A 17,821-nucleotide genomic window follows, 5' to 3' on the forward strand; every position below is an offset into this window, starting at 1 on the left:
GCTTTACAGGTCAAAGGTTCGTCCGTAAGATGCGCGCCATCAACAACGGCAACAGCGTTGAAGATGCTGCCCAGATGGTGAAATTGGTAGACACGCCAGCTTCAGGTGCTGGTGATCGCAAGGTCGTGGAAGTTCGAGTCTTCTTCTGGGCACCAATTCGAGATTGCAGAGTAGTACACTCTTCAGCCTCACACAAAAACCCGCGAAAGCGGGTTTTTGCATTCCAGGTCAGCTAAGCCCCTGATTTAATAAAATTAAAACAGGGGTTTACAGATCGAAAAGCTCTCCGTATTATGCGCCACATCAACAGCGGCAACGTTGCTGATACTGCCCAGATGGTGAAATTGGTAGACACGCCAGCTTCAGGTGCTGGTGACCGCAAGGTCGTGGAAGTTCGAGTCTTCTTCTGGGCACCAATTCAGGTTTACAGGTTCACCCTGTAAAACCACTCAAAAAGCCCGCGAAAGCGGGCTTTTTAGTTTCCGGGATTCCTTCCTGCCCTCCCCGATACCTTTTATCTGCGGCCCAAAGGTCGTATTTGATAATCTATCTCATCCGCATTAATATCCGGTCAACTTCAGATCCCTGGCTCATCCTCCTGGATACCCGTGCCCGACACCAATGACAGGCTCCAGCTCTACCTGACACATCGCATCGCCCTGGTCGACTACGCCGCCCCTATCGTGGGCTGCCGGGCCAAGGCTGAAGATGTGGTTCAAGACGCCTGGCTACGTTTCAGCCAGGGCGCGGACAGTCTCATCCCGCTGACCCAACCAGTCGGCTATCTGTATCGCATCGTGCGCAACCTGGCCTTTGACCTCAATCGCCGGGCAAGCCTGGAAAACCGCCACACCACCCACGGCGAATCACTGGACGAGCACACCTCCAACACGCCATCGCCCGAACAACAGGCTCTGCATCTGGACGAACTGCGCAAATTGCAACATGCTTTGTCGCGCTTGCCGGAACGCACGCGCCAGGCATTTGTACTGCATCGCCTGCAAGGCCTGACGTTTCAACAAATCGGCACGCAACTTGGAATATCCGTGAGCCTGGCCCACCAATTGGTCCGCGACGCCCTGACCTACTGCGCGGAACAACTGAGTGATGACTGATCGACCGCCCCCGAACCCGATATGGGAAACCGCACTGGACTGGCTGCTGCTGATCCAGGAGAACCCGGACGACCCCGAACTCAATGCGCGCCTGAACCACTGGCGGGCCAGCGCCCCCGAGCATGACGCGGCCTATCGCAAGGCCCTGAAAGTCTGGAGCTTGAGCGGCGAAGCCTTGAGCCTGCCGGTTGCTACAGAGCCAGCACCGATGCCGACGGCTTTACGCCCTCCCACCCGCCTGAGCCGGCGCAAGCGCGCACTGGTCGGTGCCGCCGTAGCCGCCAGCGCCCTGCTGATGTGGGGCCCCGACTGGCAAGCGATGCAAGCCGACTACCGCAGCCCCACCGCCGAACACCGCACCGTCGCGCTCAGCGATGGCAGTCAGATGCTTCTAGACAGCAATACCCTTGCCGATGTGCAGTTCAACCCTGAACAGCGAGAAGTCACGCTATTGCGCGGTCAGGCATTTTTCTCGGTGACCCACGATGCCAACCGCGCCTTCTACGTCAACGCCGGTGACGTACGGGTTCGGGTGACCGGTACCGCGTTTGCGGTCAATCTGGACGACAACGGTGTCGACGTCAGCGTCGAGAGCGGCACGGTTGCGGTGCAAACACCGCAAGCATCGGTTTCGGCCACGCACCTGCTGGGCCATGGCGACCAACTGCACTTCACTGCGAACGGCCAGCGCACGCGCATCGTGCAATTGCCCCAGGAGCAAATCGCACCCTGGCGTCGCTGGCAGCTGGTGGCGGTCGATCAATCGATCGATGACGTGATCACGCAGCTGCGCCGCTATCAGCCGGGCCTGATTCTGCTGACCGACAAGGCGCTGGGGCAACGTCGCATCACCGCGGCTCTGAACCTGCGCGACCCCAAGCGCGCACTGCAAACCGCCATTGCCCCTCTGGGCGGGCGCCTGCAGGACAATGTGCCCTACACCCTGATCGTCTCGAGCAAACCCTGAGCCTCCCTGTGGGAGCGGGCTTGCTCGCGATAGCATCAACGCGCTCACCGAGAGAAACCGCGGTGCCAGCATCGCGAGCAAGCCCGCTCCCACAGCACAGGGCTTGCGCTGACGAAACTATTTTCATTTATTTCTGGAAATCCTGAAGGCCCGGGAGTCTTTACCTACGAACGTCACTGATAAAGATTCGCATTAGTGACTATGGCGTTTCATTTCGTAGGTCACCCCATGCCTTCTTCGCGTTTGCGTTGTGTCAGTGTTGCTCGCTATCGATCGTTGTCCCTGGCCCTGCTGCTCGGCCTGCCCTCACTGGCTATCGCTGCCAGCCCGGTAGCCGACACGCAAATCAGCCATCAACAACTGCACTTCCAGATCCCGGCCCAGCCTTTGGCCAGCGCCCTGATTGCGTTTTCCCAACAGTCGGGCTGGCAGGTCAGCGCGGAAAGCACATTGCTCAACGGCCTGAACAGCTCGCCTGTGGATGGCCCCATGAGCGCCGAGAAAGCCCTGGCACGCCTGCTGCGCGACAGTGGCATGCAATGGGAAATCACCTCCGCCGACAGCGCCTCGATTCTGCCGCCTGCCGCAAACGATGTGCTGCTGATCAAAAGCACACCCATCACCGCCATGGAGCCGATATTTCAGGGCGAACAGGTAATCGACCGGCAAATGATCGAAAACCTGCCATCGGGCAACGGCGACATCACCAGCCTGCTGCGCACCAACCCCAATGTGCAGTTCGACAACAGCCAGCTGAGCAGCAAAAACCCGGGGGAAATTGCCCCCGCCGATATCAGCATCAACGGCGCACGGCCCTGGCAGAACCTGTTTATCGTTGACGGCATGAGCATGAACAACGACCTGGACCCGGGCAACAGCAACGACGACTTCGATGAAATACCGGGCCGCAGCCAGGGCCTGGCACTCGACACCGACCTGCTGGAAAACATCAAGGTCTACGACAGCAACGTACCGGTGGAATTTGGCGGCTTCAATGGCGGTGTAGTCGAAGCCAATACCCGCGACCCCAGCAAGGAACTGCACGGTAAGGTGTCGGTACAAATGACCCGCTCCGAGTGGACGCGCTATCACTTGAACAAAGACGACCCGGACCTGGAAAACTTCAAGGCCGGCTTTGGCAACAGCTACCAGCCTGACTTCGAAAAAGTCATCACCCGCGCCACCCTCGAAGGCCATCTGACCGATAACTTCGGATTGCTCGGCACCTTCTCGCGTAAAGAGTCCACCATGCCGACCCGCCTGTTTTCCGTGTCCAACCAGACCGAAACGGCAATGGCGACCGAAGAACAATCGCGGCGCATCGACAACTATTTCCTCAAGGCCACCTGGCAGATCAACGACGACTGGAAGCTCGACACCACCCTGACCCACGCACCGGAAACCGCCCGCACTTACGGCCCCAACTCACTGGTATCCGGGCGCGACATGGATGCCGGTGGCGACAGTATCAGTACGCGCCTGGTATGGAACGCACCCTTGGCCCGGGTAGAGCAGAACCTGAGCTGGAGCGAGCTGAACACCTCACGCTATTCCGACCGCGACTACATGATCCTCTGGCGAACTTCGGCCAGTCGCGACTGGAGCACCTCGGCATTCGCCACCGAAGGCGGTTTTGGCGATATCGAAGAAACCCAAAAAACCCTGGCTTACAAACTCAAGGCCGACTGGAACAGCTTCAAATGGCTGGGCGTGGATCATTCGCTGCAAACTGGCCTGGAGCTGTCGCAAAACTCGGCCAGCTATGAGCGCGGTACGCCCTACAGCAGCTATGCGGTGGACAAGACCACGTCCTGCACCGGCAATGACCCGCTGTGTTCAATGGCGCCAACCATCAATGGCTGGCCTGGCCAGTACGCCAACAAGATGACCGTCACCCAAGGCAAAATTGCTTTCGACACACGCTCTTGGGCGCTGTACCTGCAAGACGAGATGCACTACAAGCGCCTCACCGTCAGGCCCGGCATCCGGGTGGACGGCGACAACTACATGAACCAGATCACCTTCGCCCCGCGCCTGGCCACAGAGCTGGACATTTTTGGCGACGGCAAGACCCGCCTTACCGCCGGTGCCAACCGCTACTACGGACGCAACCTCTATGCCTATCGCCTGCGCGACGGCATTGCCTCCATGAGCACCGAACACACCCGCAAGACCCAGACGTCCGCCTGGGAACTGAGCAAGCACACCCCTAACGACAGCAAGTTCAACCAGCTCAAGGTGCCTTACGACGACGAACTGACCCTGGGCCTGAGCCATGTGCAATGGAACACCGAATTCGCCGTCAAATACGTCAACCGCAAGGGCCGCGATCAGGTCAGCCGCGCCTGGGGCGCGCAAATCGGCGAGCCCTCCGAAGACACCTCGACCCTGGCTGCCAACTACTACACCTACTACAACGGCGGCAAAAGCGACGCCGACATCTACACCCTCAGCATCACCCCCCTGCAACCCTTTAACCTGGGCAGTACCCGCACCACCGCACAGTTCGCGATGGACTGGAGCAAGATCAACAACACCGGGCTGTCCAGCTACAGCGCCAGCATCGGCGCCATCTACGTGGAAGACCCGACGATCCAGTACGACGGCAAGTTCATGAAGTACTCCGACATGCCTGCCAGTAACTACAACCGCCCCTGGACCGCGCGCCTGACCACAGTGACAGAAGTCGAGCCCCTGCACCTGACCTGGACCAACTTCCTGCGTTACCGGGACGGTTACCGACGCATTGCCTCCACCAACAAGAAGGTCGAGCACGAAGGCAGCAACGTCTATGTCTGGGAAGAAACGCCGTTTTCCGGGGCACTGACCTGGGACACCCGGGTTGCCTGGGAAATGCCCACCGCCAAGGACCAGGCCGTGTTCGTCAACCTCGACGTGAGCAACCTGCTGGACAAAACCATCGTCAGCTCCACCGACACTAACGGCGTGCTCAACTATGAAGTCGGTCGCCAATTCATGCTGGAAGTGGGGTATAAATTTTGAAGACCCTGTTCCTTGGCCTGACCCTGGGCGGCCTGGCCCTGAGTGCCAACGCCTGTGATGAGCAGGCCGCCGACTACACGACCTGTATCGCCCAACAGTACCGCCAGCCCGTCGCCCAATGGCCTGCACCCCAAGTAGATGCCGATGTGCAATGGCAGGAAATGGCCGCCCTGCCCGCCCATGCCCCCGCACCACCGGAAAACACGTTCAGCGAGGCCAAGGCCGGGCTGGGCAAAAAGCTATTCAACGACCCCAAGCTCTCACGCTCCGGGCAAATCGCCTGCGCCTCGTGCCATGAAGCCGACATGGCATTTGCCGATGGCCGCCGTGTCTCTTTCGGCCATGATCGCCAAAGCGGTCGGCGCAATGCCCCCAGCCTGGTAATGAGCGGCTACAGCCCGGCGCTGTTCTGGGACGGTCGCGGCGGCAACCTCGAACAACAGGCCATGCACCCCATCGTCGACCCGGTGGAAATGGCCTTCGACATCCCGCAACTGCTGCAACGGCTCAATACCGATAGCGCCTACCGCGAGGAGTTTGCCCAGGTTTTCGGGCCAGGCCCGATCACCACACAGCAAACCGCCCAGGCCCTGGCCACCTTTCAGCGCACACTGGTCAGCGCCACGCGCAACACCGCCTTCGAGCAACTGTTGCGCGGGCGCCCGCAACGCATGAGCGATGAGCAGCTCTACGGTCTGCATCTGTTTCGCACCAAGGCACGCTGCATGAACTGCCACTTCGGCCCGGCACTGAGCGACGAGCAGTTTCATAACGTCGGCCTGAGTTACTACGGGCGTAAATATGAAGACCTCGGCCGCTACGAAGTAACGCGCAAACCAGAAGACGTGGGGGCATTTCGTACGCCGTCATTGCGCCTGGTGATGAAAACCGCACCATGGATGCACAACGGCCTGTTTGTGAACATGGAAGGCACGCTGGCGTTCTACAACATGGGCATGCCTCGCCCCCGCCCCAGCGCGCAACAGGTCAACGACCCGTTGTTCCCGCGCACCAGCGACCGGCTCAAGGCGCTGAACATGGACAAGGACGAACTGCGGGCCCTGCGCAGCTTTCTCGACACGCTGTAGGCAGCGCCTTGCTTTGTGTAGCTTGCCTGCGATGCAGGCACTGCGGTTTACCGGGATAACTACGTCGATACCATCGCGGGCAAGCCCGCTCCCACACTGCCCCACGCCAGCCGCCGATTTTATGAACACCACAAAAGCAGAACAGGCCGCCGACATCACATTTCGTCGCACTGGTGCAATTGGACGCTGGGGCAAGCGCACTTGAGAAACGATATCGTTTATTATTGTTACAAGTTTTGTAGTACCCAAGCGAGGAAACCAGCGAATGATGCTCCGAAATACCCAGCTTGCGACATTTCTACTGCGCAGTTTGTCCATCGCAACTCTTGGCCTGACCCTGATCACTCCCGCCGCCTACGCTGCCGATCCTGTGACGCTGACCCTGTACAACGGCCAGCACAAGGAAGTCGGTGACAACCTCGCCAAGGCCTTTGAGGCCAAGACCGGCATCCACGTCAACGTGCGCAAAGGCAGCAGCAACCAGCTGGCCAGCCAGATCATGGAAGAAGGCGACCGTTCGCCGGCCGACGTGTTCTACGCCGAAGAGTCCCCGCCCCTGAACAGCCTGGGCGAACAGGGCTTTCTGGCCAAAGCCGATGACAGCACGCTGCAAGCCCTGCCCAAAGAGTATGTGGCCGCCAATGGCACCTGGATCGGTGTAACGGCGCGTACCCGCGTTGTGGCGTTCAACCCGAAAAAGATCAGCGAAGACCAATTGCCCAAGTCGGTGCTGGATTTCGCCGACCCGCAATGGCAAGGCAAGATCGGTTTTGTACCCACCAGCGGTGCATTCCAGGAACAGGCCGTGGCCATCATCAAGCTGCACGGGCGTGAAGCTGCCGAAGAATGGCTGACCGGCCTGCGTGCGTTCGGCAAGACTTACACCAACAACATGGTCGCACTCAAAGCGGTAGAAAACGGTGAAGTGGCTGCCGTACTGGTCAACAACTACTACTGGTTTGCCTTGCAGCGCGAAAAGGGCCAGCTGGATTCCAAGCTGTATTACTTCACCGATGGCGATGCCGGCGGTTTGATCACCGTGTCCAGCGCCGGTGTGATCAAGGCCAGCAAGCACCCCAAGGAAGCCCAGCAACTGCTGGCTTACATGGCCAGTGAAGAAGGTCAGCGGGTTATCACCAACACCACTGCTGAATACCCGATGCGCAAAGGCATGGTGTCGGAACGTGGCCTGAAGCCATTTGAAGAGCTGCAACCACCTAAAGTGACTCCGGCCGACCTGGGCAACGCCGAAGAGGCGCTGGACCTTGAACGTGATGTAGGCCTGCTCTGATGCTGTCGGCCGCTCAACCTGCACGCTTTACGCCCACCCGCAAGAAGCCTTCGATCTGGCTGTTGCTGCCCGTGCTGCTACTGGTGGGCCTGAGCCTGTTGCCGCTGTTGTATGTCGGCACCAAAGCCTGGCAAGCCGGGTGGTCTGAAGCCCTGCACCTGTTGTGGCGGCCTTATGTCTTCGGCCTGATGCGCAACACCTTGCTGCTGATGGTCGGCGTCACGCTGACCTGTGCGCTGGTCGGCCTGTCCCTGGCCTGGTTGCTGGAGCGCAGCAATCTGGCAGGGCGGCGCTTGTGGGGCGTGATCCTGTGCCTGCCATTTGCCGTGCCGGCGTTTGTCAGCAGCTTCACCTGGGTATCACTCAGCGCCAGTTTCGAGGGTCTGGGCGGGGCCATTCTGGTGATGAGCTTGTCCAAGTACCCGCTGATCTTTCTGCCGGTCGCGGCAACCCTGCGCAACCTCGACCCGGCCCTGGAAGAGTCGGCCCGCACTCTGGGGCAGAATCGCTGGGGGGTGTTTTTCAACATCACCCTGCCACTGCTCTGGCCTTCGCTGCTGGCCGGTTCGTTACTGATCGCCCTGCATATGCTGGTGGAGTTCGGGGCGCTGTCGATCATCGGCCTGCAAACCTTCACCACCGCGATTTATCAGCAATTCGAGCTGGAGTTCAGCAATGCCAATGCGGCGATGCTGTCTGCGGTGCTGCTGGTGATGTGCCTGAGCCTGTTGTGGCTGGAACTCAAGGTACGCGGCAAAGGCCGGCATATTCGTATTGGCCAGGGTGCCGCACGGCACGCGGAACAAGTAAGCCTGGGCAAGTGGTCGGTGCCGGGGCAACTGTATTGCCTGGCGCTGGCCGTGATTGGCAGCGGCATTCCGCTGGGCATGCTGGTGTACTGGCTGGTCAAGGGCAGCTCGGCAGCATTCCCTCTGGCCGAGATTGGCGAGGCACTGTTCTCGTCGCTGTCTCTGGCGCTGGGCGGTGCAGCGCTGTGCCTGGTGCTGGCTGTACCGGTCGGATTGCTGGTGGTGCGCTACAAAGGCCCGCTGGCCATCTGGGCGGAACGCTTGCCGTACCTGCTGCACGCCCTGCCGGGACTGGTGATTGCCCTGGCGCTGGTGTATTTCGCCCTGCACTTCGTGCCGGCGCTGTACCAAACGTCCGCGCTGTTGCTGATTGCTTATGCGCTGCTGTTTTTGCCACTGGCGCAGGCCCCCATCCGCACAGCCCTGAACAAGGCGGCCCCACAACTGGAAGAAGCCGCACGCACCCTGGGCGCCACCTCGTTTTCGGCCTTTTGCCGGGTGACCCTGCCGATCATCTTTCCGGCGCTGGGGGCCGCATTTGCCCTGGTGTTTCTGGATGCGATGAAGGAACTGACCGCCACCTTGCTGCTCAGCCCCACCGGGCTGAACACCTTGGCGACGCAGGTTTGGTCCCACACTTCGAATATCGAGTTTGCGGCGGCGGCGCCTTATGCAGCGTTGTTGATTCTGGTGTCCGGGCTACCCGTGTACTTGCTCACCACCAGGATGTATTTGAGCCGTTGACCCTCAGGCCCGTCCTTGTGGGAGCGGGCTTGCCCGCGATGGCATCGACGCGGTCATGCAGATACACCGCGTTGCCCGCATCGCGAGCAAGCCCGCTCCCACAGGGGCAGCCCCGCTTCTCTACGCCCTGAACTGCCCCAGGCTCGCCTTGAGCTGCGCCGCCAACCCGTCCAGCACCTTGCCGCTGGCCGTGGTCTGGGTCACCGCTTCGGCCGCACGTTCGGCCTGGGCATGGATCACTTCAACCCGCCCACGCACGGCATACGCACCCTGCGCCTGATGCTCGGCGGCCTTGGTCGCATCACCAATCGCGCTATGCACCTGCTCGACCGATGCCTGCACAGTCTTCTGCAACTGTACGCTGCCGCGCAGCACTGCCAGCCCCTCATCGGCCTGACGCCCTGCCAGACCAATGGCCGCCACGGCTTCCTTGGCCCCCTGCTGCAACGCCACAATATGCGCCTGAATATCGCCGGTGGAGCTTTGGGTTTTGCTGGCCAGTGCCCGCACCTCATCAGCCACAACGGCAAAACCTCGACCAGTCTCCCCCGCTCGCGCGGCTTCAATGGCCGCGTTCAGTGCCAGCAGATTGGTTTGCTCGGCGATGCCGTGAATCACCGTCAGGACCACTTCGATCTGTTCGCTTTGCTGCGCCAGGCGCTCAATCACCTTGGCTCCCTCGCCCACCTGCCCGGCCAGCGCCTCGATCAGCCCCCCGACCTTGGCCGAGGTGCGGGTGTTTTCATCGGTGGCCTGACGAATATCGACCACCTGCCTGAGCGCTGCCTGCATCGCCTGGCTTTCCGACTGCGCCGCATCCGCCATGGTCGACAGTGCATGCAGGCTCTGGGCAACTTCATCACGCTGCAACTGCGCGGCAGCATCGGCCCCGGCATTGCGCAAGGTCATCACACCGATCTCCACCCCGGTGCGCTGCGCCACATCACCGGCCTCACGCACGATGGGCTGCAACTTGTCGACAAAGCGGTTGACCGCCGCAGCCATGTCGCCGATTTCATCCTTGCTGTTAAGGCCTACGCGCTTGGTCAAATCGCCTTCACCTGCGGCCAGGTCATCCAGCGCGGCAATCAGCAACAGCAACTTGTTGACCACCCGCCGCCCCAGTACCACGGCCAGTAACAGCAACACGCCCAGGCCGACAATCGCCAGCCCCATGCCAATGCGCCAGCGCAGGGTGTCCGCCGCCTCACGCACGGTATGCGCGGTATTGGCCTGCATCTGCGCCGCCGCTGCCTGCGCCGACTCCAGCCGCGCCCCCAATGCCGCCGAGCTGTCGCTCGCAGCGCCTTGCAGGCTTTCGCCGACCAACTGACCACTGCTGGCTATCAAGGCCGAGAAACGCTGGTCGAGGGCCGCCAGATCCTGTTCAACCGATGCCGTGGAAACCCCCATCAAGACTTTGCCGATCTCGACCCCATTGGGGTTGATAGAAGCTTCGAGGTAGTACACCGACGGATCATGACGGGCCGCATCGAGGACTTTATCCAGCGCCCGCTCGCCATTGCCCTTGGCCAAAAGCGCCTGGTTGATCGAGTTGTCACGATTGAGATAGCGGGTCAGATGCTGCCCCGTGGCGTCGTCATACACTACGAACAACACATTGGGATTACGCTGAGCGCGACGGGCGAAATCGGACAACGTGGGCACATCGTTATCCCACATGGCACGCGGCGCTACAGCTGCCAGCAGTTGCGCCATATCGTTGGCCGAATCCTGCAGGTTCTTCTCCAGCGCTTGCTTGAGCTGCAGTTGCTCGTCTTTCAACCGCGGCTCCAGGCCCGCAGTGAGACGCTGGCGCGTGCTGGCTGACAACGATTCAAGGCTGCTTTTAACGTCACGCCCGGCCTGCTCAAGCTCCGCCGTGAGCTTTTGGCTGTCGGCCCCCAGACGCGCATCCAGATCAGACTCCAACGCCGTCACCGTGCTCCGCGTCAGTGCAACAGCCACCAGAACCTGCACCAAAAGAGCGATACCGAGGGTAACGAATACAGGCCGCAGCAGACGGCTTTGTAACAGTGAGAGAACGGCAGACACAGAAAACCCTCCACTTGGGTGCCATTATTTTGATAGCACCCTTATTGACGGTTTTCACAGCAAGGGTCGTGCCGCACAACAGGCAGAAACAACAAAAGGCCCCGAAGGGCCTTTTGCTTTACATCAACAGCGACTTAAGCGAACGGGTGACGCAGAACGATGGTCTCGTTGCGGTCCGGGCCAGTCGAAATGATGTCGATCGGTGCGCCGATCAGCTCTTCTACACGCGTGATGTAAGCGCGAGCGTTGGCTGGCAGCTCTTCCAGGGTTTTGGCACCCACGGTCGATTCAGTCCAGCCCGGTACTTCTTCGTACACAGGCTGCAGGCCTACGTAGCTGTCAGCGTCGGTCGGAGCAACGTCAACACCGTTTGCGTCTTTGTAGCCAACGCAGATGTTGATGGTTTCCAGACCGTCGAGTACGTCCAGCTTGGTCAGGCAGATGCCCGAGATGCTGTTCACATCGATAGCGCGACGCAGGATAACGGCGTCAAACCAGCCGCAACGACGGGCACGGCCGGTAGTAGCACCGAACTCGTGACCTTGCTTGGCCAGGTGAGCGCCGACTTCGTCGAACAGCTCAGTCGGGAAAGGACCCGAACCCACGCGAGTGGTGTAAGCCTTGGTGATGCCCAGGATGTAGTCCAGGAACATCGGGCCAACGCCCGAACCGGTAGCAACGCCGCCAGCCGTGGTGTTGGAGCTGGTCACGTACGGGTAGGTACCGTGGTCGATGTCCAGCAACGAACCCTGGGCGCCTTCGAACATGATGTCTTTGCCAGCGCGACGCAGGTCGTGCAGCTCGGCAGTCACGTCCAGCATCAGCGGCTTGAGCAGCTCGGCGTATTCCTTGCACTCGGCCAGGGTCTTGTCGAAGTCGATGGCTGGCTCTTTGTAGTAACCGACCAGCATGAAGTTGTGGTAATCCACCAGTTCACGCAGTTTGGCTTCGAAGCGCGGCATGTTCAGCAGGTCGCCAACACGCAGGCCACGACGGGCAACTTTGTCTTCGTAAGCCGGGCCGATGCCGCGACCGGTCGTACCGATCTTCAGCTCGCCACGGGCTTTTTCACGCGCCTGATCAAGGGCAACGTGGAAAGACAGGATCAGCGGGCAGGACGGGCTGATACGCAGGCGCTCGCGCACCGGTACGCCTTTCTCTTCCAGCTTGATGATTTCACGCAGCAGGGCGTCGGGAGCAACCACGACACCGTTGCCGATCAGGCATTGCACGCCTTCGCGCAACACGCCCGACGGAATCAGGTGCAATACGGTTTTTTCGCCGTCGATTACCAGCGTGTGGCCAGCGTTGTGGCCACCTTGGTAACGCACTACAGCGGCAGCATGTTCGGTCAGCAGATCAACGATCTTGCCTTTGCCCTCATCACCCCATTGGGTGCCCAGGACTACGACATTCTTACCCATAACACTTGTCCTCATTCGCGCAAACTTGGTGCCGGCAGCCGCCGGCAGGAAAACTCAAGAAACCAGTGGCACTACTTGCCACAAGCCGTTCTGCTGAATCAATTGGCGGTCGCAGTCTGCCTCCAGGGCACCAGCCTGCTGTTGCCCAGGCAACGCCTGAACCACACGCTGACCTTCACTGCGAAGCTGGCAAACCTGCTGCCAGAGTGCCGCATCGGTGCTGTCTGGCATCCAGATACCACCCGACGGCAACTCGACTTCCGCACGCCCCAGGGTCACCAGGGTTTTCAAATCGGTCGAAAAGCCGGTTGCCGGCCGGGCACGCCCGAAAACAGCACCAATGTCGTCATAACGACCGCCTTGGGCGATGGAGTCCCCAACGCCCGGTACAAATACCGCAAACACTACACCTGTGTGGTAGTGATACCCACGCAACTCGCCCAGGTCAAAGTACAACGGCAACTGCGGGAAACGCACAGACAACCCTTCGGCAATCGCCACCAGGTCGTCCAGAGCCGCCAGCACTTGAGCCGGAGCCTTGGCCAGACGCTCGCGCGCAGCAGCCAGAACTTCGTGACCGCCACACAAACCAACCAAGGCCTGCAGCATGCCCGCCAAATCGGCCGGCAAGCCTTGGGTCAAGGCCGTTACTTCGTCGATCGCCTTGCGTTGCAGGGCGTCGAACAATTGTTGTTCCACTTCAACCGACAGGTTGGCCGCACGGGCCAGACCTCGGTAAATACCAACATGCCCCAGGTCCATGTGCACATCCGGCACATCGGCCAGTTGCAGCATGGCCAGCATCAGGCTGATCACTTCAACATCGCTGCTCGGGCTTGCGTCGCCATACAACTCGGCACCCAGCTGGATCGGGCTGCGCGAGGATGACAGTGCCCGCGGCTGAGCATGCAGCACGCTGCCGGCATAGCACAGACGGCTCGGGCCTTCACGACGCAGGGTATGCGCATCGATGCGCGCCACTTGCGGCGTGATGTCGGCACGAAAACCCATCTGGCGACCCGTTTGCGGGTCAATGACCTTGAAGGTACGCAAATCGAGATCCTGGCCAGCCCCTGTCAGCAGGGACTCCAGGTATTCGATATGCGGGGTGACGACGAACTCATAGCCCCAGCTCTGGAACAGATCCAACACCTGACGGCGCGCCACTTCAATGCGGGCAGCTTCAGGTGGAAGTACTTCTTCGATGCCATCTGGCAAAAGCCAGCGGTCTACCGTTGCCATTACGCCATTCCCCTGTGATCCGGGCGGCCAGCCAGCAGGCGAGCCTTGAGTAAAGCAGAACGTGGCTGCGTCTTGAACGCGCACAGCAAAAAAGCCTGAACGACAGGCTCGCACATTCCTCGAAAATTCTGCCGATGCTTTAACAGCACTCAGCCAATCAAACATGCAGACGCAAAAAAGCCGGGAATTTCCCGGCTGCCGCATCATACACCCGTTTTCTAAAAGGATCACCCCGCGAGGCAATTTGCCCGCCCGGCGGAGTGAAACATGCCTCACAAAGTGAGACCCTTTCATGTGGGAGCAAGCCAGCTTGCCCCCACCCACAGGCTTGAAGCGCTTTTACTGCTGCGAAGGCTTGGATTTTTCCAGGTAGCGGAAGAAATCGCTGCTTGGGTCCAACACCAGTACGTCGCTCTTGTTCGCAAAGCTTTCGCGGTAAGCGCGCAGGCTGCGATAGAACTTGTAGAACTCCTGGTCCTGGCCGTAAGCCTTGGAGTAAATCGAAGCTGCCTCGGCATCACCATCACCGCGTGCTTCTTCAGACTGACGATACGCCTCAGCCAGCAAAACACGACGTTGACGGTCGGCATCAGCACGAATGCCTTCTGCCAGTTCGTTACCCTTGGCCCGATGCTCGCGTGCTTCACGCTCACGCTCGGTGCTCATACGTTCGAAAACGCTGCGGTTTACTTCTTTTGGCAGGTCGATGGCCTTGACGCGAACGTCAACCACTTCAATGCCCAGCTCTTTTTCAGCCATTTTGTTCAGCGATGCGGTGATGTCAGCCATCAACGCATCACGCTCACCCGACACCACTTCGTGCAGGGTGCGCTTGCCGAACTGGTCACGCAGACCGGATTCCAGACGACGCGACAGACGCTCATCAGCAATCTGTTTCATGCCCGAAGTTGCGGTGTAGAAGCGCTCGGCATCTTTCACGCGCCACTTGGCGAAGGCATCAACCATTACTGCTTTCTTTTCCAGCGTCAGGAAACGCTGAGTCGGCGCGTCCAGCGTCATCAGGCGGGCGTCGAACTTGCGCACCTGGTTGACGTAAGGAATCTTCACATGCAGGCCCGGCTGAACGTCAGCCTGGACCACACGGCCGAAGCGCAACAGTACCGCACGCTCGGTTTGCGAGACGATGTAGAAGCTGTTCCAGGCAACGATCCCCACGACAACGGCAACAATAAGGGCAACCAGCGATTTATTGCTCATCAGCGGCTCTCCCTGGTGCGCGGTTGTGGCGGCAGATCAGTGCTGACGTGCGAGCCGGAATCATTATTGCTCGCTGCGGCTGCCGAACCCGTTGCCGGGGTGCTGCCATTACGGCCTTCGATCATTTTGTCCAACGGCAAGTAAAGCAGGTTGCTCTGGCCGTTCTTGTTACCGGTCACGAGTACCTTGCTGGTGTTGCTGAAGACTTCCTGCATGGTGTCCAGATACAGACGGTCGCGGGTTACTTCAGGATTTTTGCGGTACTCGGCAACCAGTTTGGTAAAGCGGTCAGCCTCACCCTTGGCGCGGGAAACCACTTCATCACGGTAGCCGTTGGCATCTTCGATAATGCGCTGGGCCTGACCACGTGCTTCCGGTACAACGCCGTTGGCATAGCTTTCGGCCTGGTTGCGGGCACGCTGCTCGTCTTCACGGGCACGGATCACGTCATCGAAGGCTTCCTGTACTTCACGCGGCGCAGCGGCGTTCTGTACGTTGACCTGGGTTACGGTGATACCGGTCTTGTAGGTATCGAGGAAACGCTGCAGGCGCTCCTTGATTTCCACGGCCATCTGCTCACGGCCTTCGGTCAGTACCTGATCCATCGACGTGGAGCCCACGACGTGACGCAAGGCGCTGTCGGTAGCCTGCTGCAAGCTGACTTCCGGTTGATCAACGTTCAACACGAAGTCGCGCAGGTTGCTGATCTTGTACTGCACGGTCAGCGGCACTTCGACGATGTTTTCGTCTTCAGTCAGCATTTGACCCTGCTTGGTGTACGCACGCTCACGCGTCACGTTCTCCATGTACTTTTTGTCGAACGGCGGGAAGTAGATATTCAGGCCCGGCCCAACGGTGTCGTAGTACTTGCCCAGGCGCAGCACCACGGCTTGCTCCTGCTCATCGACTACATACACGGCGCTGTAAAGCCAGGCAGCCGCCAGCACGACGAGGCCGATGCCGAGCAGGCCGTAGCCGGCGCCCTTGCCATTCGAACCACCATCACTGCCGCTACCGCCAGTACGTTTTTTCCCACCACCGAACAACCCATTCAGGCTTTCCTGCAGCTTTCGGAAGGCCTCGTCGAGATCTGGTGGTCCCTTGCGGTCGCCATTTTTAGGGCGTTTGCCACCCCAAGGATCTTGATTGTTCGAGTTGCCACCCGGCTCATTCCAAGCCATAGCGCTCTCCATCTGATAAAGCAAAGACGCGCCCACGGCGCGCCGACCAATGCTACAGAATGCCTATCACAGCGGCACGACCGCTTTGCGAGGCTTTTATTGCAAAGTGTGTTCTTCGATGAATTCCAGCGGCTGCATCCCTTCGCGGCTGACCAAGCGATTGAGCTCGGATCGCGGCAGGCGTACGTCCAACAGACTGGAGCCCTCATCGTCATGCTCTTCTTTTTGCACAACCCCCAGTTCGAAGAACTGTGCACGCAGTCGAGCAAAACGTTGCGGCAAGCGCAAGGTGCCCACGAACAAATCATTGCCCAGCAACTCGGCGATGGCCTGTTCAAGCAACTCCAACCCCTGACCATCACGGGCCGACAACCAGACCCGCTGCGGCTTGCCATCGGCATCACGCTGGATCTGCGGCTCGACACCTTCAAGCAAATCGATTTTGTTGTAGACCTCGAGAATCGGCAAGTCCTGCGCACCGATTTCACCCAGCACCACCATCACCTGCTCGATCTGCGCCATGCGCTCAGGCTCGTGCGCATCGATCACATGCAGCAGCAGATCGGAATTGCTCGACTCTTCGAGCGTAGACCGGAATGCTTCAACTAGCTTGTGCGGAAGATGACGAATAAAGCCCACGGTATCGGCCAGCACGATCGGCCCCAGGTCGCCCAGATCAAGACGGCGCAAGGTCGGGTCGAGTGTGGCGAACAACTGGTCGGCGGCAAAGACGTCAGAGCCGGTGACCTTGTTGAACAACGTGGATTTACCGGCGTTGGTATAGCCCACCAGCGACACTGTAGGGATATCGGCGCGTTGGCGCCCTCTACGGGACTGCTCGCGTTGACTGCGGACTTTTTTCAGGCGGGCCTTGATCTGGCTGATGCGCACACGCAACAGACGGCGGTCGGTTTCGAGCTGGGTTTCACCCGGCCCGCGCATGCCAATGCCGCCACCCTGACGCTCAAGGTGAGTCCAGCCACGCACAAGACGCGTGCTCATGTGGTCAAGCTGGGCCAGTTCGACCTGCAGCTTACCCTCATGGGTACGGGCGCGTTGAGCGAAGATATCGAGAATCAGCCCGGTACGGTCAAGCACGCGACACTCGAAAACACGTTCGAGGTTACGTTCCTGACTGGGCGTGAGTACGTGATTGAAAATCACGATGTCGACCTTCTCGGCCTTGACCAGGTCGCGTAACTCCTCGACCTTGCCACTGCCAATCAGGTATTTGGCCGATGGCCGATGACGCGGCACGTTAAAAAACGCGACGGTATCGGCGCCAGCCGACACAGCTAACTCCTGGAACTCCTGCGGATCTTCGCGCGCCTCAGGGTCCTGTCCTTCCAAATGAACGAGGATCGCTCGCTCACCACCACCGTGGCGCTCAAAGAACAAAGGATGCTCCTATTTTAGGCGTTACCTGGTTCAGCGTCTGCCAGATCCGATTCAGTTGCGCTAGGCAGACGAATTGGACGTACTGGTACGACTGTCGAAATTGCGTGTTTGTAAACCATTTGGCTGACGGTGTTTTTCAACAGAATCACGAACTGGTCGAAAGACTCGATGGTCCCCTGCAGCTTGATCCCGTTAACCAGGTAGATGGAAACGCCAACCTTCTCTTTACGCAAAGTATTCAAGTAAGGGTCTTGTAGCGAATGCCCTTTTGACATATGCCGCACTC

13 protein-coding genes, 2 tRNA genes and 1 pseudogene are annotated in these 17,821 nt (G+C 59.6%); 8 read left to right on the plus strand and 8 right to left on the minus strand.

Annotated elements, in window-relative coordinates:
• Nucleotides 1–68: 68 nt before the first annotated feature.
• The 8 genes from CJU81_RS00710 to CJU81_RS00745 all read left to right on the plus strand — a co-directional run bounded on the left by CJU81_RS00710 (nt 69) and on the right by CJU81_RS00745 (nt 9,017).
• Nucleotides 69–155: transfer RNA gene (locus CJU81_RS00710), tRNA-Leu, on the plus strand.
• A 174-nt stretch (nt 156–329) separates the two neighbouring features.
• Nucleotides 330–416, plus strand: a tRNA-Leu gene (locus CJU81_RS00715).
• Nucleotides 417–608: 192 nt separating this feature from the next.
• Nucleotides 609–1,115 carry a sigma-70 family RNA polymerase sigma factor gene (locus CJU81_RS00720; RefSeq protein WP_095030453.1) on the plus strand — a complete coding sequence of 169 codons (507 nt, stop codon included), beginning with the start codon at nt 609–611 and terminating at the stop codon, nt 1,113–1,115.
• Entirely contained in the window at nt 1,108–2,082 is a 975-nt protein-coding gene (locus tag CJU81_RS00725) for a FecR family protein (protein WP_095035114.1), read from the plus strand. The genes CJU81_RS00720 and CJU81_RS00725 overlap by 8 nt, the downstream gene beginning before the upstream one ends.
• A 228-nt stretch (nt 2,083–2,310) precedes the next feature.
• Nucleotides 2,311–5,085, plus strand: a complete 2,775-nt coding sequence (locus tag CJU81_RS00730) for a TonB-dependent receptor (RefSeq protein WP_254924738.1) — start codon at nt 2,311–2,313, stop codon at nt 5,083–5,085.
• On the plus strand, nt 5,082–6,173 hold the full coding sequence (locus CJU81_RS00735) for a cytochrome-c peroxidase (protein ID WP_254924739.1): 1,092 nt from the start codon (nt 5,082–5,084) through the stop codon (nt 6,171–6,173). The genes CJU81_RS00730 and CJU81_RS00735 overlap by 4 nt, the downstream gene beginning before the upstream one ends.
• A gap of 265 nt (nt 6,174–6,438) precedes the next feature.
• Nucleotides 6,439–7,464 carry an iron ABC transporter substrate-binding protein gene (locus CJU81_RS00740; RefSeq protein WP_095035117.1) on the plus strand — a complete coding sequence of 342 codons (1,026 nt, stop codon included), beginning with the start codon at nt 6,439–6,441 and terminating at the stop codon, nt 7,462–7,464.
• Nucleotides 7,464–9,017, plus strand: a complete 1,554-nt coding sequence (locus CJU81_RS00745) for an ABC transporter permease (RefSeq protein ID WP_095035118.1) — start codon at nt 7,464–7,466, stop codon at nt 9,015–9,017. Before CJU81_RS00740 ends, CJU81_RS00745 begins: the two co-directional genes overlap by 1 nt.
• Before the next feature lie 120 nt (nt 9,018–9,137).
• Here CJU81_RS00745 and CJU81_RS24395 read toward each other — a convergent pair whose 3' ends face one another.
• The 8 genes and pseudogenes from CJU81_RS24395 to hfq form a co-directional block, all read right to left on the minus strand.
• A complete protein-coding gene (locus CJU81_RS24395; RefSeq protein ID WP_423814745.1) occupies nt 9,138–10,022 on the minus strand; it encodes a methyl-accepting chemotaxis protein in 885 nt (294 codons plus the stop codon).
• Between the two features lie 21 nt (nt 10,023–10,043).
• A pseudogene (locus CJU81_RS24400) lies at nt 10,044–10,736 on the minus strand (methyl-accepting chemotaxis protein); the annotation flags it as partial.
• A gap of 470 nt (nt 10,737–11,206) precedes the next feature.
• Nucleotides 11,207–12,496 carry an adenylosuccinate synthase gene (locus CJU81_RS00755; RefSeq protein WP_095030446.1) on the minus strand — a complete coding sequence of 430 codons (1,290 nt, stop codon included), beginning with the start codon at nt 12,494–12,496 and terminating at the stop codon, nt 11,207–11,209.
• A gap of 54 nt (nt 12,497–12,550) precedes the next feature.
• A complete protein-coding gene (locus CJU81_RS00760) occupies nt 12,551–13,738 on the minus strand; it encodes an ATP phosphoribosyltransferase regulatory subunit (protein ID WP_095030445.1) in 1,188 nt (395 codons plus the stop codon).
• A gap of 339 nt (nt 13,739–14,077) precedes the next feature.
• Nucleotides 14,078–14,956 (minus strand): protease modulator HflC, encoded by an 879-nt coding sequence (gene hflC / locus CJU81_RS00765; protein WP_095035120.1) that lies wholly within the window; start codon nt 14,954–14,956, stop codon nt 14,078–14,080.
• Nucleotides 14,956–16,137 carry an FtsH protease activity modulator HflK gene (gene hflK, locus CJU81_RS00770; protein ID WP_083369658.1) on the minus strand — a complete coding sequence of 394 codons (1,182 nt, stop codon included), beginning with the start codon at nt 16,135–16,137 and terminating at the stop codon, nt 14,956–14,958. Before hflK ends, hflC begins: the two co-directional genes overlap by 1 nt.
• A gap of 96 nt (nt 16,138–16,233) precedes the next feature.
• Nucleotides 16,234–17,535, minus strand: a complete 1,302-nt coding sequence (hflX, locus tag CJU81_RS00775; RefSeq protein WP_095035121.1) for a ribosome rescue GTPase HflX — start codon at nt 17,533–17,535, stop codon at nt 16,234–16,236.
• Nucleotides 17,536–17,549: 14 nt separating this feature from the next.
• Nucleotides 17,550–17,810 carry an RNA chaperone Hfq gene (hfq, locus tag CJU81_RS00780; protein WP_016783304.1) on the minus strand — a complete coding sequence of 87 codons (261 nt, stop codon included), beginning with the start codon at nt 17,808–17,810 and terminating at the stop codon, nt 17,550–17,552.
• Between the last annotated feature and the right edge of the window lie 11 nt (nt 17,811–17,821).

Origin of the sequence: Pseudomonas fragi (genome assembly GCF_002269505.1) — a bacterium.
Classification (GTDB): domain Bacteria; phylum Pseudomonadota; class Gammaproteobacteria; order Pseudomonadales; family Pseudomonadaceae; genus Aquipseudomonas; species Aquipseudomonas fragi_D.